The organism is Acinetobacter sp. C32I (genome assembly GCF_023702715.1).
Classification (GTDB): domain Bacteria; phylum Pseudomonadota; class Gammaproteobacteria; order Pseudomonadales; family Moraxellaceae; genus Acinetobacter.
The window spans coordinates 2,564,746-2,583,017 of sequence record NZ_CP098480.1 but is presented as its reverse complement, the minus strand read 5'-3'; the positions used below and the strand labels follow the sequence as shown (position 1 = coordinate 2,583,017).

Annotated in this window: 28 protein-coding genes and 1 pseudogene; 23 read left to right on the top strand and 6 right to left on the bottom strand. The window is 43.8% G+C overall.

Annotated elements, in window-relative coordinates; all coding sequences use genetic code 11:
• The first annotated feature begins 118 nt into the window (after positions 1–118).
• Positions 119–1,360 carry a dicarboxylate/amino acid:cation symporter gene (locus NDN13_RS12355; RefSeq protein ID WP_004804103.1) on the top strand — a complete coding sequence of 414 codons (1,242 nt, stop codon included), beginning with the start codon at positions 119–121 and terminating at the stop codon, positions 1,358–1,360.
• A gap of 55 nt (positions 1,361–1,415) precedes the next feature.
• Here the strand turns inward: NDN13_RS12355 and NDN13_RS12350 are convergent, their stop codons facing one another.
• From NDN13_RS12350 to NDN13_RS12325, 6 genes are all read right to left on the bottom strand, one after another.
• A complete protein-coding gene (locus NDN13_RS12350; RefSeq protein ID WP_023271265.1) occupies positions 1,416–2,360 on the bottom strand; it encodes a metal-dependent hydrolase in 945 nt (314 codons plus the stop codon).
• 129 nt (positions 2,361–2,489) lie between these two features.
• A complete protein-coding gene (gene yihA / locus NDN13_RS12345; RefSeq protein ID WP_241304500.1) occupies positions 2,490–3,266 on the bottom strand; it encodes a ribosome biogenesis GTP-binding protein YihA/YsxC in 777 nt (258 codons plus the stop codon).
• Between the two features lie 84 nt (positions 3,267–3,350).
• On the bottom strand, positions 3,351–3,803 hold the full coding sequence (locus tag NDN13_RS12340; protein ID WP_241304499.1) for an RrF2 family transcriptional regulator: 453 nt from the start codon (positions 3,801–3,803) through the stop codon (positions 3,351–3,353).
• A 79-nt stretch (positions 3,804–3,882) separates the two neighbouring features.
• Positions 3,883–5,094 carry an NO-inducible flavohemoprotein gene (gene hmpA, locus NDN13_RS12335; RefSeq protein WP_251115654.1) on the bottom strand — a complete coding sequence of 404 codons (1,212 nt, stop codon included), beginning with the start codon at positions 5,092–5,094 and terminating at the stop codon, positions 3,883–3,885.
• Between the two features lie 142 nt (positions 5,095–5,236).
• Positions 5,237–6,784, bottom strand: coding sequence for a helicase HerA-like domain-containing protein (locus NDN13_RS12330; RefSeq protein WP_241304497.1), 1,548 nt, complete (start codon positions 6,782–6,784; stop codon positions 5,237–5,239).
• Positions 6,785–6,803: 19 nt separating this feature from the next.
• A complete protein-coding gene (locus tag NDN13_RS12325) occupies positions 6,804–7,997 on the bottom strand; it encodes a PLP-dependent transferase (protein WP_251115653.1) in 1,194 nt (397 codons plus the stop codon).
• Between the two features lie 167 nt (positions 7,998–8,164).
• Between NDN13_RS12325 and NDN13_RS12320 the strand changes: the two genes are divergently transcribed.
• The 22 genes and pseudogenes from NDN13_RS12320 (at position 8,165) to rplO (ending at position 18,255) form a co-directional block, all read left to right on the top strand.
• Positions 8,165–8,893, top strand: coding sequence for a type 1 glutamine amidotransferase (locus NDN13_RS12320; RefSeq protein WP_251115652.1), 729 nt, complete (start codon positions 8,165–8,167; stop codon positions 8,891–8,893).
• Between the two features lie 228 nt (positions 8,894–9,121).
• Positions 9,122–9,433, top strand: coding sequence for a 30S ribosomal protein S10 (rpsJ, locus tag NDN13_RS12315; protein ID WP_000070912.1), 312 nt, complete (start codon positions 9,122–9,124; stop codon positions 9,431–9,433).
• Between the two features lie 63 nt (positions 9,434–9,496).
• On the top strand, positions 9,497–10,135 hold the full coding sequence (gene rplC, locus NDN13_RS12310; protein WP_004657674.1) for a 50S ribosomal protein L3: 639 nt from the start codon (positions 9,497–9,499) through the stop codon (positions 10,133–10,135).
• Positions 10,136–10,146: 11 nt separating this feature from the next.
• Complete coding sequence (rplD, locus tag NDN13_RS12305) at positions 10,147–10,749, top strand: 50S ribosomal protein L4 (RefSeq protein WP_004804113.1); 603 nt, start codon at positions 10,147–10,149, stop codon at positions 10,747–10,749.
• Positions 10,746–11,066, top strand: coding sequence for a 50S ribosomal protein L23 (gene rplW, locus NDN13_RS12300; RefSeq protein WP_004641070.1), 321 nt, complete (start codon positions 10,746–10,748; stop codon positions 11,064–11,066). The genes rplD and rplW overlap by 4 nt, the downstream gene beginning before the upstream one ends.
• A gap of 11 nt (positions 11,067–11,077) precedes the next feature.
• Positions 11,078–11,902, top strand: a complete 825-nt coding sequence (rplB, locus tag NDN13_RS12295) for a 50S ribosomal protein L2 (protein ID WP_004660349.1) — start codon at positions 11,078–11,080, stop codon at positions 11,900–11,902.
• A gap of 13 nt (positions 11,903–11,915) precedes the next feature.
• Entirely contained in the window at positions 11,916–12,191 is a 276-nt protein-coding gene (rpsS, locus tag NDN13_RS12290) for a 30S ribosomal protein S19 (protein ID WP_004641066.1), read from the top strand.
• 11 nt (positions 12,192–12,202) lie between these two features.
• Positions 12,203–12,532 carry a 50S ribosomal protein L22 gene (rplV, locus tag NDN13_RS12285; RefSeq protein WP_004657676.1) on the top strand — a complete coding sequence of 110 codons (330 nt, stop codon included), beginning with the start codon at positions 12,203–12,205 and terminating at the stop codon, positions 12,530–12,532.
• A gap of 1 nt (position 12,533) precedes the next feature.
• Positions 12,534–13,350: pseudogene (gene rpsC / locus NDN13_RS12280) on the top strand (30S ribosomal protein S3).
• Positions 13,290–13,703 (top strand): 50S ribosomal protein L16, encoded by a 414-nt coding sequence (gene rplP / locus NDN13_RS12275; RefSeq protein ID WP_004657678.1) that lies wholly within the window; start codon positions 13,290–13,292, stop codon positions 13,701–13,703. The pseudogene rpsC and the gene rplP overlap by 61 nt, the downstream one beginning before the upstream one ends.
• Positions 13,703–13,900, top strand: a complete 198-nt coding sequence (rpmC, locus tag NDN13_RS12270) for a 50S ribosomal protein L29 (RefSeq protein WP_000849927.1) — start codon at positions 13,703–13,705, stop codon at positions 13,898–13,900. Before rplP ends, rpmC begins: the two co-directional genes overlap by 1 nt.
• Positions 13,897–14,154, top strand: a complete 258-nt coding sequence (gene rpsQ, locus NDN13_RS12265; RefSeq protein ID WP_004657679.1) for a 30S ribosomal protein S17 — start codon at positions 13,897–13,899, stop codon at positions 14,152–14,154. The genes rpmC and rpsQ overlap by 4 nt, the downstream gene beginning before the upstream one ends.
• A 92-nt stretch (positions 14,155–14,246) precedes the next feature.
• Positions 14,247–14,615 (top strand): 50S ribosomal protein L14, encoded by a 369-nt coding sequence (gene rplN / locus NDN13_RS12260; RefSeq protein WP_004657680.1) that lies wholly within the window; start codon positions 14,247–14,249, stop codon positions 14,613–14,615.
• A 9-nt stretch (positions 14,616–14,624) separates the two neighbouring features.
• The gene (gene rplX, locus NDN13_RS12255; RefSeq protein ID WP_004804115.1) at positions 14,625–14,942 is read left to right on the top strand and encodes a 50S ribosomal protein L24; all 318 of its coding nucleotides are present in this window, start codon (positions 14,625–14,627) and stop codon (positions 14,940–14,942) included.
• Between the two features lie 15 nt (positions 14,943–14,957).
• Entirely contained in the window at positions 14,958–15,494 is a 537-nt protein-coding gene (gene rplE / locus NDN13_RS12250; RefSeq protein ID WP_004775884.1) for a 50S ribosomal protein L5, read from the top strand.
• A 9-nt stretch (positions 15,495–15,503) separates the two neighbouring features.
• Complete coding sequence (gene rpsN, locus NDN13_RS12245; RefSeq protein WP_004641050.1) at positions 15,504–15,809, top strand: 30S ribosomal protein S14; 306 nt, start codon at positions 15,504–15,506, stop codon at positions 15,807–15,809.
• A gap of 11 nt (positions 15,810–15,820) precedes the next feature.
• A complete protein-coding gene (gene rpsH / locus NDN13_RS12240) occupies positions 15,821–16,216 on the top strand; it encodes a 30S ribosomal protein S8 (RefSeq protein WP_004775883.1) in 396 nt (131 codons plus the stop codon).
• Positions 16,217–16,229: 13 nt separating this feature from the next.
• Complete coding sequence (gene rplF / locus NDN13_RS12235; RefSeq protein WP_004804118.1) at positions 16,230–16,763, top strand: 50S ribosomal protein L6; 534 nt, start codon at positions 16,230–16,232, stop codon at positions 16,761–16,763.
• 14 nt (positions 16,764–16,777) lie between these two features.
• A complete protein-coding gene (gene rplR, locus NDN13_RS12230) occupies positions 16,778–17,128 on the top strand; it encodes a 50S ribosomal protein L18 (protein ID WP_004641044.1) in 351 nt (116 codons plus the stop codon).
• Positions 17,129–17,130: 2 nt separating this feature from the next.
• The gene (gene rpsE, locus NDN13_RS12225) at positions 17,131–17,628 is read left to right on the top strand and encodes a 30S ribosomal protein S5 (RefSeq protein ID WP_004657688.1); all 498 of its coding nucleotides are present in this window, start codon (positions 17,131–17,133) and stop codon (positions 17,626–17,628) included.
• 6 nt (positions 17,629–17,634) lie between these two features.
• Positions 17,635–17,811 (top strand): 50S ribosomal protein L30, encoded by a 177-nt coding sequence (gene rpmD / locus NDN13_RS12220; RefSeq protein WP_000849088.1) that lies wholly within the window; start codon positions 17,635–17,637, stop codon positions 17,809–17,811.
• A gap of 3 nt (positions 17,812–17,814) precedes the next feature.
• Positions 17,815–18,255: a 50S ribosomal protein L15 gene (gene rplO, locus NDN13_RS12215; protein ID WP_004657691.1), complete on the top strand. Its 441-nt coding sequence runs from the start codon at positions 17,815–17,817 to the stop codon at positions 18,253–18,255.
• Positions 18,256–18,272 lie beyond the last annotated feature (17 nt).

Sequence of the window (18,272 nt, the reverse complement as noted above, 5' to 3'; positions counted from 1 at the left end):
CACTAAAGCCATCATTCTGATGGCTTTTTTTATCATAAGCATGTGACAAAAAATTGCTCGATTCTTCAACATGAGCATGCCATAGTACGGCTAAGTTAAAATGTTTTATCCATTCACAATGAATCTAAATACACAAATTTTAATTGCAGCTGTGCTTGGTGTGGCCTTTGGTTTTCTGTTGCTGGCCTATCCGCAGACGGTATTTGTTGAACACAGCCTTTATGGACTGGGCATTTTAAGTAGCATTTTCATTGGTTTGTTGAAAATGTTGCTGATTCCACTGATTTTTAGTTCGATTGTGGTTGGGGTTTCCAATTTGCAAGCGGGCGGTCAATTTGGTCGAGTCTGGAAAATTACCGCTTTAAGCTGTTTGACCACTACCACCTTGGCTTTAATTCTGGGAATCAGCTGTGCACATCTGTTTGAGGTCGGTAAAGGGGTGGATATTCAATTATTCCAAGCCGCAATGGATAGCCATCAAACCCCAGATACCTTAACCCCATCAAGTTTTGTCACCACCTTTATTCAAAATACCTTAATCAATCCATTTAAGGCCTTTAGTGAAGGCAATGTGTTGGCTGTGGTGGTGTTTGCCTTATTTCTAGGTGTGGCCTTGGTCAAAGGTGGCGAACGTTTTAGTCTCGTCCGTAACATCAGCCAGCAATTCTTTGACATCATGATGATGTTGGTCGGTTGGGTCATGAAACTGGCACCGATCGGAATTTTTGCACTCTTGGCGAAGTTAATTGCCACCGAAGATTTGTCGGTACTCAGTCGTTTGGTTGAGTTTGCTGCGGTAGTAACCGGTACGACCATTTTCCATGGGGCGGTGGTGTTACCTGCTTTGCTGTGGATTTTTGGGCGGATGAATCCAATTACCTTTTTTAGAGGCGCCCGAACAGCCTTAGTCACAGCTTTTGCCACCAGTTCCAGTTCTGCCACCATGCCGCTGAGTATGAAGTGTGCGCAGGAAAATTTGGGTGTGCGTCCGCAAACGGCTGGCTTTGTGATCCCATTGGGTACACAACTGAATATGGATGGTACGGCACTTTATGAAGCAGCGGCGGCTTTATTTATTGCCAATTTGATGGGTCTGGATTTGAGCCTGACCCAACAGTTGATTGTTTGTTTGACTGCCATGATCGCATCCTTAGGTGCGCCGGGGATTCCAAGTGCAGGGATGGTCACCATGATTATGGTGTTACAGTCAGTTGGTTTACCTGCGGAGGCAATTGCGATTTTATTGCCGATTGACCGTGTCTTAGACACCGTACGTACAGTGGTCAATGTGCAAGGTGACATGATGATTAGTGTGGTGGTTGATCGTTACGCGAAACAGGCGGAAGCTGAGTCTAGTTAATTTTATAGGCATAAAAAAAGCAGGAGAGAGTTCCTGCTTTTTTTATCTTTAAACTTTAAGCGGCTTGTTGCAAGGCACGCTTTGCAGCAGGCGAATTATTTAGATAATTCACAGCATCTTGGGTATTGCCTTCTTTGACAGGGTCATACCACGGCATGAGGTAATCAATTTGTTGTGCAACCAACCATGCTGGGCCTGGCAAAATTTTCGCGTCTTTTAATGCAATCTTCGACCATTCAATCCAGATCCATGGTTTAAACAGACTTGGTTTCTTGTCGGCAAAACGAGGGTCTTGGCTCATGATATGTGCTGCACCATCGACCCAAAGGCCAAGTACACCAATAATCACAGCAACACTCATGTAGTAACGGGCGATATAGCCACCGCCCAAATGACGGTAAAGATCAAATGCCACGGTGCGATGTTCGATTTCTTCAGAACCATGCCATTTAATCAGATCGATCATTTCTGGATCTGCACCGAGTTCTTCCCAACGCTTGTTATACAGGGCATATTTGCCTAGTACACAGGTCATATGCTCAACAGTCGCAATCACACCCAAGCGGAATAAATCCCACTGATGCTCCAGGGCTTTTGGAATTTCTTTATCGAAAGGCTTGTCTGCCAAGACCTTGGTGAATAAGAAATCCATGATGTCGAGGTTACGCTGAATATCAATATTGCGTTGCGTCAAATATTCTTTATTGGCAGAGGTATGTGCAACTGCATGCATTGCTTCCTGACGAATAAAGGCTTGGACGTCTTGCTTTAATTTTTCATCGGTAATTTTTGGAAGGACTTTGTTATATAAACGGCAAAACCAAAACTCACCAGCAGGTAAAATATTGTTAATTTCATTAATAAAATAGCTGGCGAAAGGTTGGTTTGGAATCCAATCCACTGGCGTATTTTCCCAGTCAAATTTTACTTTGCGCGGGAGGATTTTATAGTCAATCGAAGAACCAAGAACTTTGTTCTTCACAAATGATAGTAATTTCATCGTTTAGTCCTAATCGATAGTGCAATGAACCAACACTAAGCAGTATATGAAAACTACCTAGTGTTTGTGTTTAGCAATTCGGGACAATTAAAAATTATTTTATGCATCAAGTTGCATAAAATGCACTTTTTATTCTTGGATGTCGCTTTCTGAGGCTTCAGGGATCTGACTTAGGTCAAATTCGGCAGGTTGCTCCAGAGTGAAATTCAGGCGGCCGGCCATCACACTGGCCAGTTCTTCTAGGCCAATACGATTGAGTGAAGAGAATAATTGAATCGAAAAATCCAGTTTCATCTTCTTCAATTGCTGTTTCACTTCTAACAAGACTTTATTCGCAGGGCCACGATTGAGCTTATCTGCTTTGGTGAGCAGGATATGCACGAACAAATGACGTGAATGTGCCCATTCCAACATCATCAAGTCAAAGTGCTGTAACGGATGGCGAATATCCATCAACAGGACCAAACCTTGTAGGCTTTTACGATGGATTAAATAATTTTCCAGTTCTTTCTGCCAGACAATTTTCATGGCTTCAGGAACTGCCGCATAACCATAACCGGGTAAATCGACCAAGCGCTGGTCAGGATTGCCCAAACTAAAAAAGTTGATCATTTGGGTACGACCAGGTTTTTTAGAGGCACGTGCCAGTTGCTTTTGATTGGTTAAGGTATTAATTGCACTTGATTTACCGGCATTGGAGCGGCCTGCAAATGCGATTTCATAACCCGTATCTTCTACGCATAAAGCCAGTTTCGGCGCACTCATCAAAAATTCAGCTTGGCGCAACCAAGTTAAAGACTGCACTGCATATTCAGTGATTGCAGGGTCAGTCTTTTTTTCATAACTGATTTTTTGTTTCGGTGCGAGTTTGGCTTTGGTGTCTTTCGATTTTTCACTGCGACGCATAGAAGCTTACTTTTGAATAGGAATAGCAACGACCATTATAAAGGATGTGAGGCGTTCGTGCGAATCCTCATCTGTATGCGATGTTTAAGCTTTCTGAATCAGCTCTAAAAAATCGATATTTGAGCGTGTGGAAGAGGGAATAATACCCTGTTGTACGACTTCGCCAAGCGTATATTGATCCAGACTTTGATAAAAGCATTCGAGTGCTTGATCCAAGATGCCTTTCAGTCCGCAATGTGAACGTAAAACGCAGGGCGGGGTATTGCATTCCACAATTTGATGATTGCCTTGTAAAGTTCGGACAATTGCACCTAATTTCAGATTTTTGGCTTCCGGATTGAGGCGCAGGCCACCACCTTTACCGCGAATCGTGACAATCCAGTGTTGCTTACCCATGAAGTGCACGACTTTGACCAGATGGTTTTGCGACACATGCAAGTCTTGGGCGATATCTGCAATGGTATACGGCACATCACTTGGACGAGCGACATACATCAGAATTCTGAGTGCATAATCGGTAAATTTATTGAGTTGCATGTGGTTTCACTCAATCGATTGCTTGAAATAGAAAGGGCCAGTCTAACATAGACTAGCCCTATGCAAAATGCAGTGTGGATTAGCTGAGTTTAACGCCACCTGTACCAAAGGCTTCACTATGAATATTGGCAGCAGGAATACCACGAGCAAGCAGTGCCTGATGTTGTGCTGCCATAAATGGCATTGGGCCACATAAATAATAATCAGCGTTGCTTGGTAATAGTGCAGCATCGATGCTGCTTAAATCTAAACGTCCAGCGACATCGTAGTCTTCACCAAGGCTGTCATTTTCATGTGGAAACTCATACGCCGTAAATGTACTTAAACGTGGATACTTGGTTTTCAGTTCCTGAATATGTTGCTTCATGGCATGTACTTGGCTGCTGCGGCAGGCATGAATGAAATTCACGGGTTGCGGCATATCCAAAGTCACCAATTGGTTCAACATTGCAATCATTGGGGTTAGACCAACACCACCACTGATAAAGACATTGCGTTTGCTGCTATCGATCAGATAGAAATTACCTGTTGGTGCAGAGACTTCAATTTCTGAGCCTTCAGCTAAGCCATGTAAGGTACTAGATACCCAGCCACCTGCAAGTTCGCCTTTTTCATCTTCACGTTTTACTGAGATACGTAAATAATCTGCCTGTGGGCTCGTTGATAGGGTGTATTGACGCGGTTGTCTTAAATTCAACTCGGGTACAAATACGCGAACTGAGATGTACTGACCTGCTTCATAGTGTGGTAATGCACCGCCATCCACAGGTGCAAGATAGAAAGAGGTGATCTCATCACTTTCCACCACTTTTTTGGCGATTTTGAAATTACGCCAGCCTAACCAGCTGCCTTGGGTTTGTTGGTGTTGATCATAAATGGCTTTTTCAGTACTGATAAATAGATCAGCCAATTGGCCATAAGCCGCAGCCCATGCGCCAATCAATGGATCTTGCATTGAAATATTGAGGACTTCACTAATCGAGTGTAAGAGGTTTTCACCGACAATGCCGTAGTCAGGGGATTGGATATTCAAGCTCACGTGTTTATGCGCAATCATTTCGACTACAGGTAGAAGTACCGATGGATCTTCAATATTTTCTGCATAAGCCAACACAGCACCTGCTAAGGCCTGCGCCTGCGCACCGCTACGTTGATGCCCCATATTAAAGGTTTCTTTTAAATCAGGATGATTACCCAACATGCGGTTATAAAAGTATCCAGTCAATGCGACACCATTTTCACGCAAAACAGGAACAGTGGCTTTTACTAGGTCAATTTGCTGCGGAGTCATGCTTGATCTCTCTTGGCTATCATTTATAAGATGTATTTAAAATACATCTTATAAGGTGTATTTGCAATGCATATTTAAATAAAAGCCATAAAAAAATTAAGGGATAATAAATTATCCCTTAATTTTTAGAGTGATAGGTTGTCTATTTGCCAAACAGTGAACCGAGTAGACCACGTACAATTTTTTGTCCTGTACTACCACCAAGGCTGCGTGCTGCACTTTTTGCAAAAGTTCCCACAATATCTTGGGTAAGCTTTTCGCGATCACGCTGTGATTTTTCTGCGGCTTTTTGCTGCTCACGGGCAAAGCGTTCTTGTTCTTTGGCCTGTTGCTTGGCCAAAGCATCCTGCTCTTTGCTTTGCTGTTTGGCTAATTCGTCAGCTTCTTTTTGCTGGGATTGTTGCAATACTTTTTTCTGCAGCATTTCATAGGCACTGTCGCGATCCACGGCTTGGTCGTAGACACCCGCCACAATACTTTGCCCAATAATCACTTGGCGTTCTTCAGGCGTGATCGGGGTAAAGGAGGAATAAGGAGGCATCACCCAACCGCGTTCTACAATCTGTGGTGTTCCTTGTTCATCTAGGCAACTAATCAGTGCCTCACCAACAGCCAGTTCGGTAATGGCTTGGTCGACTTTAAATTCAGGGTTGGCACGGAAAGTATCCGCTGCGGTTTTGACCGCTTTTTGGTCTTTGGGGGTAAATGCACGTAAAGCATGTTGCACACGGTTCCCCAATTGCCCTAATACGCTTTCGGGTAAATCCAGAGGGTTTTGGGTAATGAAATAAATCCCCACGCCTTTAGAGCGGATCAAACGTACCACTTGCTCAATCTTTTGTTGCAAAGCAGGGCTGGCATTATCAAACAGTAAATGCGCTTCATCGAAAAAGAACACCAACTTTGGCTTGTCCATATCACCGACTTCAGGCAACTGTTCAAACAATTCAGACATCATCCAGAGCAGGAAGGTCGCATAAAGCTTTGGTGTGTTCATCAATTTATCAGCAGCTAGGATATTGATGTAGCCGTGACCATTGGTATCAGTTTGAATGAAATCGAGAATATTTAGGCTTGGTTCACCAAAGAATTGCTCGCCACCCTGATCACCTAGGGCGAGTAAATTACGTTGGATTGCACCCAGACTGGCAGGGGATAGGTTGCCATATTCAGCTTTAAGGCTGGCTGCATTTTCACTGACATAGGTCAGCATGGCCTTTAGGTCTTTAAAGTCAATCAGTAATAGACCTTGATCATCGGCAACACGGAACACCGCCGAAAGCACACCTTCCTGTGTGTCATTCAGATTCAACATTTGCGCCAATAATAGGGGGCCAATTTCTGAAATGGTGGTGCGAATCGGATGACCTTGCTGACCGAATAAGTCCCAAAAAATCACAGGTGCGGCAGCAAAAGGAATGGCATCTAGTTGCAGGCTTTTCAGGCGTTCATCGAATTTGGGATTGCTGCTGCCTGCTTTGGCCAGACTGGAAACATCACCTTTGGCATCGGCAAGAAACACGGGTACACCAATACGAGAAAAACTCTCGGCCATCACCTTGAGGGTGACGGTTTTACCTGTTCCAGTTGCACCGGCAATCAAGCCGTGTCGGTTGGCAAATTTAGAATGTAAAACAATCTCTTGTGTTGTATCTGTGGTTTTTTTAGCAATAACGATTGGCGTACTCATTCTTCACCTGTTTTTAATCTCAATCGAGCTGTTTTAATGCGTTTTGGATATCTTGTATTAAATCTTCTGGATGTTCTAGTCCTATACAGAAGCGAACCAATAAACCTTGTTGTAAATGTGTATTTTGCAGCGTGCGCATGTGTTTGAGGTCATACAGCATGGCCAGGCTAACAGGGCCACCCCAGCTAAATCCCAATTTAAACAGGCTGAGATTGTCACAGAACTTTCGAATCGTATTGAGATCATATTCAGGTTTGAAAATGACACTGACTAAGCCTGCGCTTTTGCCAGTGCGACAAACTTCTGCCCAGAATTGATGGCCTGCTGCATCAGGATCACTTGGATGTAAGACTTGGCTAAACTGTGCTTGTTGTTTTAACCAATTCAACAGGGTGAGTGCACTTTGCGCTTGCTGTTCATAGCGTAAAGACATATGCGCCAAGCTGCGTTGAATCTGTGCGGTATCGTCGCCTGAAACAGAAATTCCTTGGATGGCATGCATGCGATAGAGTTTGTGATGGAGTGCTTGGTCATTTGTGACGACAGAACCCATTAAGATATCACCACCGCCGCTTGGATATTTGGTCAGTGCATGGACGGTGATGTTCACGGACAGATGTTCATCTGAAAAATCAAAGGCATTAAAAGCCAGTCCTGCACCCCATGTGTTATCCAGCGCAGTGAGTACATTGGCTTGCTGTGCTTTTTTCACCAAATTTTTTAAATCGGGGAATTCTAGCGTGACTGATCCCGCTGCTTCGAGCCAAATCAATTTCGCTTTTTCAGTCGGTTGAAAACTATTGGCATCAATCGGATTATAAATTTTAACGGTGATGCCATAACGATCTTGCAGATGATTTAAATGCTCAAGATTGGGGCCATAAATATTATCGGCAACCCAAACCTCATCCCCTGAACTTAAAATGGCACTATTCACGAGATTAATCGCTGATAATCCACTTGGTGCAAGTAAGCAATAACGTCCGCCTTCAATTTGGGCAATGTTGTCCCCTAATGTAAACGTTGTTGGTGTACCGTGTGTGCCATAACTATAGTCATAGGCATCGGTCCAATGGCGGTCAAAAAGGTGCGCTGTGCTTTTAAAAATAATGGTTGATGCACGAAATAAGGGAGGCTGGATGGTTTCAATGTATTGAGCGGCTTTTCTTGGTGCGTGAATCAGTTGGGTCTGTGCTTTATTGTGTGTTGTCATGGGGCAAAATCAAATCAATATAATGAGTTAGGTTAAGAGAAAATCAGCAAAGTCGCCAGTGCTTTGCAGGTTTTGTACAGAATCCGTACAGATTTGGCCCATCGTCTAAAACTGGCTTTATTTTTGCTAAGACTAAGTATCATTCTAACTACAATAGGTTTTAGCGCATGAAGTCGCATTTAAGAGTGCATTATTTTCAGCACATTGCTGGCGAGGGTTTTGGCAGTTGCTATGACTTTTTAAAAGCACACAAAGCAAAAATTACTGCAACTGAGTTTTTTGCTTTGCCGGTTGATTTGCCATTGGAATTGGAAGCCCTGCCACGTGTCGATGAAGTCGATCTACTGATTATTATGGGCGGGACCATGAGTGTGAATGATGAGGCGAACTATCCTTGGTTGAGGCTGGAAAAAAGATGGTTGCGTCGTTATCTGGCTGCAGGTAAACCTGCAATTGGTTTGTGTCTGGGTGGGCAATTGATTGCCAATGCTTTGGGTGCAGCTGTGAGTCGTAATCCGCATCAGGAATTGGGGTGGATGGATGTTGGGCGTGCTTCGCATGTCCCTGAAGACTATTTTCAAGTCCCAGAACAGTTAAATATTTTGCAATGGCATAGTGAGACCTTTGAGATTCCGAAAGGGGGGATTCGTCTGGCTGAGAATAAAGTGTGTCGTAACCAGATGTACCAAATTGGGCGTAATGTGCTCGGATTTCAATTTCATCCTGAAATGACTCCTCATGCGCTGGCGCTGCTGATTGAAAATGAAGAAGACATGGCTGTATTCAATGGTGAGTATGTTCAGCCAATGTCTGAATTAAAAAGAACCCTAAAGAGTAAATTTGAGCAAGGAAATCGATTGCTGAATCAGGCAATTGATTATGTGGTGAGCGCATAGTAAACAGGAATTTTATTAAAAAAAGAAAAGAAGAATTGCATAAGACTTAAACAATCGTTATAATGGGCGACCCTCAAATGGAGGGCGTTCACTACGAAGAAAGTAGTCAACGCATTACAGTCGTGGCATCGATCACGACCATAGTGATTTTCACTGCCCTTGACACTTACCAAAAGGTGAGGTGCGTCATGGGTGATTCTTTATATATTTGGCTTGGAGTTTACTGGTATGTCTAACCAGAGAATTCGTATCCGTTTGAAGTCTTTTGATCATCGTCTGATTGATCAATCTGCTCAAGAGATCGTAGAAACCGCTAAGCGTACTGGCGCACAAGTGTGTGGTCCAATCCCGATGCCTACTCGCATCGAACGCTTCAACGTTCTTACTTCACCACACGTCAACAAAGACGCTCGTGACCAGTATGAAATCCGCACTTATAAACGTTTGATCGACATCGTTCAACCAACAGATAAAACTGTTGATGCATTGATGAAGTTAGATCTTGCTGCTGGTGTAGATGTTCAGATCGCTTTGGGTTAAGGCTTTCGGTTAATTAACTTTATTTATAAGTTAATTAGGCCGCTTTATTAGAGGTTTATGCACATGGCTATTGGTTTAGTCGGTCGCAAATGTGGTATGACTCGCGTCTTTACAGATGCTGGTGTATCTGTACCTGTTACAGTTATCGAAGTCGATCCAAACCGCATTACGCAAATCAAAACACTTGAAACTGATGGTTATCAAGCAATTCAAGTAACTACTGGTGAACGTCGCGAATCGCGCGTAACTAACGCTCAGAAAGGTCACTTCGCGAAAGCGGGTGTTGCTGCTGGTCGTTTAGTTAAAGAGTTCCGTGTTACTGAAGCTGAGCTTGAAGGCCGTGAAGTTGGTGCTTCTATCGGTGTTGATTTGTTCACAGTTGGTCAAATTGTTGACGTAACTGGTCAATCAAAAGGTAAAGGCTTCCAAGGTGGTGTTAAGCGTTGGAATTTCCGTACGCAAGATGCTACTCATGGTAACTCTGTATCTCACCGTGTATTAGGTTCTACAGGTCAAAACCAGACTCCTGGTCGCGTGTTCAAAGGCAAGAAAATGGCTGGTCACTTAGGTGACGAACGCGTAACAGTTCAAGGTCTTGAAATTGTATCTATTGACGCTGAACGTTCTGTTTTAGTTGTTAAGGGTGCTATTCCTGGTTCAACTGGCGGTGACGTTATCGTACGTCCTACCATCAAGGCCTGAGGGGAAATACTGTGAATTTAAAAACTGTTTCCGGCTCTGCTGTTGAATTGTCTGAAGTTGCTTTCGGACGTGAATTTAACGAAGCTCTTGTACACCAAGTTGTTACAGCTTACTTAGCTGGTGGTCGTCAAGGTACTCGTGCTCACAAATCACGTGCAGATGTTTCTGGCGGTGGTAAAAAGCCATTCCGTCAAAAAGGTACTGGTCGCGCTCGTGCGGGTTCTATTCGTAGCCCGATCTGGGTTGGTGGTGGTAAAACTTTTGCTGCTCGCCCACAAGATTGGTCTCAAAAAGTAAACCGTAAGATGTATCGCGGTGCAATGCAATGTATCTTAGCTGAACTTGTTCGCCAAGATCGTCTTGTATTAGTTGAAGAGTTTGCTGTTGCAGCTCCAAAAACTAAAGACTTGCTTGCAAAACTTACAGACTTGAATGCAACTCGCGCATTGATCATTACAGATGCTGTAGATGAGAACTTGTATCTCGCAGCTCGCAACCTTCCACACGTTGATGTGGTTGATGCTACTGCTATTGATCCTGTTAGCTTGATCGCATTTGATAAAGTTGTAATGTCTGTAGCTGCTGCTAAGAAAATTGAGGTAGAACTCGGATGAACAACGAACGTATCTATCAAGTCCTATTAGGACCAGTATTCTCAGAAAAAGCACAAGTTTTAGGTGATACTGCTGGTGTTCAAGTGTTCAAAGTTGCATTAAATGCAAACAAACTTGAAATCAAAAAAGCAGTTGAGCAACTCTTCGGTGTTGAAGTTGTAAAAATCAATACAACGATCACTAAAGGTAAAACAAAACGCTTTGGTAAAACATTAGGACGTCGTTCTGATGTGAAAAAAGCATACGTCACCCTGAAAGCTGGCCAAGATGTAGAAATGGCTGACTTGGGCGATACCGCTGAAAACGCAGCGGAATAAGGACGAGAATTATGCCAATTCAAAAATGTAAGCCAACGTCTCCAGGACGTCGCTTTGTAGAGAAAGTGGTTCATGACCATCTTCACAAAGGCGCGCCTTATGCACCGTTGGTAGAAGCTAAAAAACGTACTGGTGGTCGTAATAACAATGGTCACATCACTACACGTCACGTGGGTGGTGGTCATAAGCAAAACTACCGTATTGTTGACTTTAAACGTAACAAAGATGGTATTCCAGCGACTGTAGAGCGCATCGAATACGATCCTAACCGTACAGCTCATATTGCTTTATTGAAATATGCTGACGGTGAACGTCGTTACATCATTGCACCTAAAGGCTTACGTGCTGGTGATAAAGTTCAATCTGGTAACGATGCTCCAATTCGTCCAGGTAACTGCTTACCACTTCGTAACATGCCAATCGGTTCTACCCTTCACAACCTTGAACTTAAAATCGGTAAAGGTGCTCAATTAGCACGTTCTGCTGGTACTTCAGTTCAATTGTTGGGTCGTGATGGTTCTTACGCTATCGTTCGTTTACGTTCTGGTGAAATGCGTAAAGTCCATGTTGAATGTCGCGCTGTAATTGGTGAAGTTTCTAACCAAGAAAGCAACCTTCGTTCATTGGGTAAAGCTGGTGCTGCGCGCTGGCGTGGTATTCGTCCTACCGTTCGTGGTATGGCGATGAACCCGGTAGATCACCCGCACGGTGGTGGTGAAGGACGTAGTAAAGGTATTCAACCTGTAAGTCCATGGGGTCAAAAAGCTAAAGGGTACAAGACACGTACCAATAAGCGTACGACTAAGATGATTATTCGCGACCGTCGCGTCAAGTAAGGGAATCTGAATAATGCCTCGTTCATTAAAAAAAGGTCCATTCGTCGACGCGCATTTGTTCGCTAAGGTTGAAGCTGCGATTGCTGCTAACAACCGTAAGCCGATCAAAACATGGTCACGTCGTTCAATGATCCTTCCAGACTTTGTTGGTTTAACAATTTCTGTTCACAATGGCCGTAACCACGTTCCAGTAATTGTTACTGAACACATGGTTGGTCATAAATTGGGTGAATTCGCGCCAACTCGTACCTATCGTGGTCACGGTGTTGATAAGAAGTCTAAACGTTAATAGGTGCTATGATGGAAGTAACTGCTAAATTACGCGGTGCCGCTATCTCGGCACAAAAAGCACGTTTAGTTGCTGATTTGATCCGTGGTAAGTCGGTTGCACGTGCGATAGACATTTTAAACTTCAGCAACAAGAAAGCAGCTGTGCTTGTTAAAAAAGCACTTGAATCTGCAATCGCGAATGCTGAACACAACAACAGCTTAGATGTTGATGACCTTAAAGTAACTACGATTTACGTTGATGAAGGCATGAGCCTTAAACGTATCATGCCACGTGCTAAAGGCCGTGCAGATCGTATTACTAAGCGTACTTGTCACATCACCGTTAAGGTAGGGGTTTGATATGGGTCAGAAGGTTCATCCAATCGGTATCCGCCTAGGTGTTGTGAAACGCCATAACGCTAACTGGTATGCGAGTCCGAAACAATACGCTGAATACTTGCTTAAAGATCTTCAAGTTCGTGAGTTTTTAATCAAAAAACTTAAAAACGCGATGATCAGCAATATTCTTATCGAACGTCCTACAGGCGCTGCTAAAGTAACTATTAGCACTGCTCGTCCTGGTATCGTTATCGGTAAAAAAGGCGAAGATATTGAGAAATTACAGCGCGAACTCACCAACATTATGGGTGTTCCAGCTCAAGTTAGCATCAATGAAATTGATCGCCCTGACTTGGACGCACGTTTAGTTGCTGAAGCAATTGCTTCTCAATTAGAAAAGCGTGTTATGTTCCGTCGTGCTATGAAGCGTGCGGTTCAAAACACAATGCGTGCTGGCGCTAAAGGTATCAAAGTTGAAGTTTCTGGCCGTTTAGGTGGTGCAGAGATCGCTCGTACTGAGTGGTATCGTGAAGGTCGTGTACCTTTGCATACACTTCGTGCTGACATCGACTATGCTACTATGCGTGCAGAAACAACATACGGTACGATCGGTGTTAAAGTTTGGATTTTCCGTGGCGAGATCTTAGGTGGCATGAAACAAGTCATGAACCCTGCTCCTGCTGAAGAGCGTCCAGCTAAACGCGGTCGTGGTCGTGGTGAAGGTCAAGAGCGTCGTGGTCGTCGCGGTGACCGTGCTGCTGACAAGGGAGAATAATCCATGTTGCAACCTAAACGTACCAAATTCCGTAAAGTGCACAAAGGCCGTAACACTGGTCTAGCGCATCGTGGTAGTACAGTATCATTTGGTTCGATTGCAATTAAAGCAACTGAACGTGGTCGTATGACTGCGCGTCAGATTGAAGCTGCACGTCGTACCATTAGCCGTCGTATTAAACGTGGTGGTAAAATCTTCATCCGCGTATTCCCAGACAAACCAATTACCGAAAAACCATTAGAAGTTCGTATGGGTAAAGGTAAGGGTAGCGTGGAATACTGGGTTTGTCAGATCCAGCCAGGTAAGATCCTGTACGAAATTGAAGGTGTTAGCGATGAGTTAGCGCGTGAAGCTTTTGCTTTAGCTGCTGCTAAACTCCCGTTTAAAACCACTATCGTGACTCGGACGGTGATGTAATGAAAACTAAAGATCTACGTGAAAAGTCGGTAGAAGAGTTGAAAGCTTTGCTTGATGAGCAACAGCTTAACCAATTCCGTCTTCGTATGGCGAAAGCAACTGGTCAATTAGGCAAATCGCATGAAGTGCAAATTGCTCGTAAGACAATTGCTCGTATTAAGACACTCCTTACCGAAAAACAGGGGAACGGACAATGAGTGAAAAAACAGTCCGCACGTTAACCGGCAAAGTCGTAAGCGACAAAATGGACAAGTCTATTGTTGTGCTTATTGAACGCCGCGTTCAACACCCGTTGTATGGCAAATCAATCCGCCGTTCAACTAAATTACACGCTCATGATGAGAACAATGTTGCTAAATTAGGCGACTTGGTAACCATCAAAGAAAGCCGCCCAATTTCTAAAACTAAAGCTTGGACTTTAGTGGAAGTAGTTGAAGCTGCTGCTGAGTAATTAGACGTTCTTGTTGCATCATCGGACAATTTCGAGTACTCTTTGAGCCTTTCGAAATTGTGACCGGTGATGCTCGGTTTTGGAGTAGGGCAATGATTCAAACCGAAAGTATGCTCGACGTAGCAGACAACAGTGGTGCACGCCGCGTACAATGTATTAAAGTACTTGGTGGTTCACACCGTCGTTATGCTTCAGTTGGCGATATTATTAAAGTTACTGTAAAAGAAGCAATTCCACGCGCACGTGTTAAAAAAGGTGACGTGATGAATGCTGTAGTTGTTCGTACAAAATTCGGCATCCGTCGTCCAGACGGTTCAGTTATTCGTTTCGACGATAACGCAGCTGTTATTTTGAACAACAACAAAGCTCCGATTGCTACTCGTATCTTCGGACCAGTGACTCGTGAACTTCGTACTGAACAGTTCATGAAAATCATTTCATTGGCTCCTGAAGTTCTATAAGAGGCAATCATGGCTAAGATTAAAAAAGGCGATCAAGTAATCGTGATCGCAGGTAAAGAAAAAGGCAAACAAGGTATCGTTTTGTCTGTTTCTGAAGATCGAGTTAAGGTCGAAGGCCTTAACTTAGTGAAGAAGCATCAAAAGCCAAACCGTGTAACTGGCGCTGAAGGCGGCATCGTTACTCAAGAGGCGACGCTTCATATTTCAAACGTGGCAATTTTTAATGCTACAACCCAAAAGGCTGACCGTATTGGTTACCAAGTGATTGATGGCGCGAAAACTCGTGTTTATAAATCAAATGGTGAATCAGTGGCGGTAGCGAAGTAATAGGTTGAATAGGCAATGGCCAGACTTAAAGCACGTTACAACGACGAACTTAAAGCAAAGTTAAAAGAAGAACTTAGCGTTAAGAATGTGATGGATATTCCTCGCATCACAAAAATCACTCTTAACATGGGTGTAGGCGCAGCTGCAACTGATAAGAAATTATTAGATGGCGCTGTTGCTGATATGCAACTCATTGCTGGTCAAAAACCAGTTGTGACTCTTGCTCGTAAATCAATCGCTGGTTTCAAAATCCGTGATGGTTGGCCGATCGGTTGTAAAGTTACTTTACGCGGCGACCAAATGTACGAATTCTTGGATCGTTTGATCTCGATCGCAATCCCTCGTATCCGTGACTTCCGTGGTTTCTCTGCGAAATCATTTGATGGTCGTGGTAACTACTCTATGGGTTTAAAAGAGCAAATCGTTTTCCCTGAAATCGATTTTGACAAGATTGATCGTATCCGTGGTTTAGACATCACGATTACGACAACTGCTCGTAGCGATGACGAAGGCCGTGCGCTTATGCGTGCATTCGGCTTCCCGTTCAAATAAGAGGTCGATATGGCTAAGAAAGGTATGATTAATCGCGAATTGAAACGCGAAAAGACAGTTGCTAAATACGCTGCAAAACGTGCTGAATTAAAAGCAACGATTGCAAATGTAAATGCAAGTGACGAAGAACGTTTCGAAGCGACATTAAAGTTACAGGCATTGCCACGTAACGCATCTCCAGTACGTCTTCGTAACCGTTGTGGTTTAACTGGTCGTCCTCATGGTTACTTCCGTAAGTTCGGTTTAAGCCGTAACAAATTACGTGACACAGTAATGCAGGGTGATGTACCAGGCGTTGTTAAGGCAAGCTGGTAAGGAGCGACTAAATGAGTATGCAAGATACCGTTGCCGACATGTTAACACGTGTTCGTAACGCACAAATGGCAAAGAAACAAACTGTTTCTATGCCTTCTTCTAAGTTGAAAGTTGCAATTGCAAACGTACTTCAACAAGAAGGTTATATTTCAGACGTAGCAGTTGCTCAAGAAGAGACAAAAGCTACTCTGACAATTACTTTAAAATATTTCGAAGGCAAGCCTGTTATCGAAACCGTTAAGCGTGTAAGCCGTCCAGGTCTACGTCAATATCGTGGTAAAGATAAAATTCCTAGCGTTAAGCAAGGTTTAGGTATTGCAATTGTTTCTACAAGCAAAGGCATCATGACTGATCGCGCTGCACGTGCTGCGGGCATCGGTGGTGAAGTTATTGCTTTTGTTTCTTAATAGGTGATTCCTCATGTCTCGTGTGGCTAAAGCCCCAGTAACTGTACCTAACGGTGTAACAGTTACTCAGAACGGCCGGCAGGTCGAAGTGAAAGGCAGCAAAGGTACATTGTCTTTCAACCTGCATGCGCTGGTCGAGCTAAAACAGGAAGAAGGTAAACTTCAACTTGCTCCAGCTAAAGAGTCGAAAGACGCTTGGATGCAGGCTGGTACTGCTCGCGCTGTATTGAACAACCTTGTAAAAGGTGTTAGCGAAGGCTTCGAACGTAAGTTACAGCTTGTTGGTGTTGGTTATAAAGCTGCGGTTAAGGGTACTTCTGTAAACCTTAACCTTGGTTACTCACACCCGATTGACTACGCTTTACCTGAAGGTGTAACAGCGGAAACTCCAACTGCTACTGAAATCATTTTGAAATCAGCAAACAAGCAGTTGTTAGGTCAAGTGGCAGCGGAAATCCGTGCATACCGTTCTCCTGAACCATATAAAGGTAAAGGTGTTCGTTATTCGGATGAAGTTATTCTTCGTAAAGAAGCTAAGAAGAAATAAGGCGCGAGGTTCTTATGAACGAAAAGAAACAAACCCGTTTGCGTCGTGCGAAAAGCACACGCTTGCACATTCGTGCATTGGGTGCGACTCGTTTGTGTGTAAACCGCACGCCGCGTCACATCTATGCGCAAGTTATTTCAGCAGATGGTGGCAAAGTTTTAGCGCAAGCTTCAACTTTAGATGCATCTTTGCGTAGTGGTACTACTGGTAACGTGGAAGCGGCTACGAAAGTTGGTGCTTTGATCGCAGAACGTGCTAAAGCAGCTGGTGTTACCAAAGTTGCATTTGACCGTTCTGGTTTTAAATATCATGGTCGTATCAAAGCCTTGGCTGATGCTGCTCGTGAAGGCGGCTTGGAGTTCTAATCATGGCGAAAGTTGAACAAAACGAAGGTCTCGTTGAAAAGCTGGTTGCCGTTGATCGTGTAGCCAAGGTTGTTAAAGGTGGTCGTATCTTCTCTTTCACAGCATTAACTGTTGTGGGCGATGGTAATGGTCGCGTAGGTTTTGGTCGTGGTAAAGCACGTGAAGTTCCAGCTGCTATTTCTAAAGCACTTGAAGCTGCTCGTCGTAACATGATCACTGTAGACCTTGCTGGTACTACTTTACAACACCCTGTGAATGCTCGTCATGGCGCAAGCCGTGTATACATGCAACCTGCTTCAGAAGGTACTGGCGTAATTGCTGGTGGCGCTATGCGTGCTGTTCTTGAAGCTGCAGGTGTACATAACGTACTTGCTAAATGTTATGGTTCTACAAATGCTGCTAACGTAGTAAACGCAACTTTCAAAGGTTTGCGTGATATGACTTCTCCTGAGAAAGTCGCTGCGAAACGTGGTCTTTCAGTAGAACAAATTCAAGGGTAATCAATCATGAAAACGATTAAAGTTACCCAGACTAAATCTTCATCGCATCGTTTAAAAAATCATAAACTTTGCCTTCAAGGTTTAGGTCTGCGTCGTATTGGCCATACTGTAGAAGTGCAAGATACGCCTTCTAACCGCGGTATGATCAACAAAGTTTACTATATGGTTAGTGTAGAGGAATAAGCCATGACTCTGCGTTTAAATGAACTTGCACCTGCAGAAGGTGCTAAGCGTGAACACCGTCGTCTAGGCCGTGGTATTGGTTCTGGCGTTGGTAAGACTGGTGGTCGTGGTATCAAAGGTCAAAACTCACGTAAAAGTGGTGGTACTCGTCCGGGCTTTGAAGGCGGTCAAACTGCGTTATATCGTCGTTTACCTAAATTCGGTTTCACTAGCCAAATCGCTTTGAAAACTGCTGAAGTACGTTTGTCTGAGTTGAATAAAGTTGAAGGTGATGTTGTTAGCCTTGAAACTTTAAAAGCTGCGAATGTTGTTCGTCGTGACCAAATTCGTGCTCGCATCGTTCTTTCTGGTGAAATCACTCGCGCATTCACTGTTAAAGGTGTTGTGTTGACTAAAGGCGCTAAAGCTGCTGTTGAAGCTGCTGGCGGTAAAGTCGAGGAGTAATCTCGAGTGTCTATGAC

Excerpts from the sequence above, each read along its gene's own strand:
- NDN13_RS12340 (WP_241304499.1), bottom strand. The coding sequence starts at position 3,803 with ATGCAACTCAATAAATTTACCGATTATGCACTCAGAATTCTGATGTAT.
- rplN (WP_004657680.1), top strand. The coding sequence starts at position 14,247 with ATGATTCAAACCGAAAGTATGCTCGACGTAGCAGACAACAGTGGTGCA.
- yihA (WP_241304500.1), bottom strand. The coding sequence starts at position 3,266 with ATGCGTCGCAGTGAAAAATCGAAAGACACCAAAGCCAAACTCGCACCG.
- rpmD (WP_000849088.1), top strand. The coding sequence starts at position 17,635 with ATGAAAACGATTAAAGTTACCCAGACTAAATCTTCATCGCATCGTTTA.
- rpsE (WP_004657688.1), top strand. The coding sequence starts at position 17,131 with ATGGCGAAAGTTGAACAAAACGAAGGTCTCGTTGAAAAGCTGGTTGCC.
- NDN13_RS12320 (WP_251115652.1), top strand. The coding sequence starts at position 8,165 with ATGAAGTCGCATTTAAGAGTGCATTATTTTCAGCACATTGCTGGCGAG.
- rpsH (WP_004775883.1), top strand. The coding sequence starts at position 15,821 with ATGAGTATGCAAGATACCGTTGCCGACATGTTAACACGTGTTCGTAAC.
- rplE (WP_004775884.1), top strand. The coding sequence starts at position 14,958 with ATGGCCAGACTTAAAGCACGTTACAACGACGAACTTAAAGCAAAGTTA.
- rpsJ (WP_000070912.1), top strand. The coding sequence starts at position 9,122 with ATGTCTAACCAGAGAATTCGTATCCGTTTGAAGTCTTTTGATCATCGT.
- rplC (WP_004657674.1), top strand. The coding sequence starts at position 9,497 with ATGGCTATTGGTTTAGTCGGTCGCAAATGTGGTATGACTCGCGTCTTT.
- NDN13_RS12350 (WP_023271265.1), bottom strand. The coding sequence starts at position 2,360 with ATGAAATTACTATCATTTGTGAAGAACAAAGTTCTTGGTTCTTCGATT.
- NDN13_RS12355 (WP_004804103.1), top strand. The coding sequence starts at position 119 with ATGAATCTAAATACACAAATTTTAATTGCAGCTGTGCTTGGTGTGGCC.
- rplP (WP_004657678.1), top strand. The coding sequence starts at position 13,290 with ATGTTGCAACCTAAACGTACCAAATTCCGTAAAGTGCACAAAGGCCGT.
- rpsS (WP_004641066.1), top strand. The coding sequence starts at position 11,916 with ATGCCTCGTTCATTAAAAAAAGGTCCATTCGTCGACGCGCATTTGTTC.
- rpsQ (WP_004657679.1), top strand. The coding sequence starts at position 13,897 with ATGAGTGAAAAAACAGTCCGCACGTTAACCGGCAAAGTCGTAAGCGAC.
- rpsN (WP_004641050.1), top strand. The coding sequence starts at position 15,504 with ATGGCTAAGAAAGGTATGATTAATCGCGAATTGAAACGCGAAAAGACA.
- rpmC (WP_000849927.1), top strand. The coding sequence starts at position 13,703 with ATGAAAACTAAAGATCTACGTGAAAAGTCGGTAGAAGAGTTGAAAGCT.
- rplB (WP_004660349.1), top strand. The coding sequence starts at position 11,078 with ATGCCAATTCAAAAATGTAAGCCAACGTCTCCAGGACGTCGCTTTGTA.
- rplV (WP_004657676.1), top strand. The coding sequence starts at position 12,203 with ATGGAAGTAACTGCTAAATTACGCGGTGCCGCTATCTCGGCACAAAAA.
- rplR (WP_004641044.1), top strand. The coding sequence starts at position 16,778 with ATGAACGAAAAGAAACAAACCCGTTTGCGTCGTGCGAAAAGCACACGC.
- rplX (WP_004804115.1), top strand. The coding sequence starts at position 14,625 with ATGGCTAAGATTAAAAAAGGCGATCAAGTAATCGTGATCGCAGGTAAA.
- NDN13_RS12325 (WP_251115653.1), bottom strand. The coding sequence starts at position 7,997 with ATGACAACACACAATAAAGCACAGACCCAACTGATTCACGCACCAAGA.
- rplO (WP_004657691.1), top strand. The coding sequence starts at position 17,815 with ATGACTCTGCGTTTAAATGAACTTGCACCTGCAGAAGGTGCTAAGCGT.
- hmpA (WP_251115654.1), bottom strand. The coding sequence starts at position 5,094 with ATGACTCCGCAGCAAATTGACCTAGTAAAAGCCACTGTTCCTGTTTTG.
- rplF (WP_004804118.1), top strand. The coding sequence starts at position 16,230 with ATGTCTCGTGTGGCTAAAGCCCCAGTAACTGTACCTAACGGTGTAACA.
- rplW (WP_004641070.1), top strand. The coding sequence starts at position 10,746 with ATGAACAACGAACGTATCTATCAAGTCCTATTAGGACCAGTATTCTCA.
- NDN13_RS12330 (WP_241304497.1), bottom strand. The coding sequence starts at position 6,784 with ATGAGTACGCCAATCGTTATTGCTAAAAAAACCACAGATACAACACAA.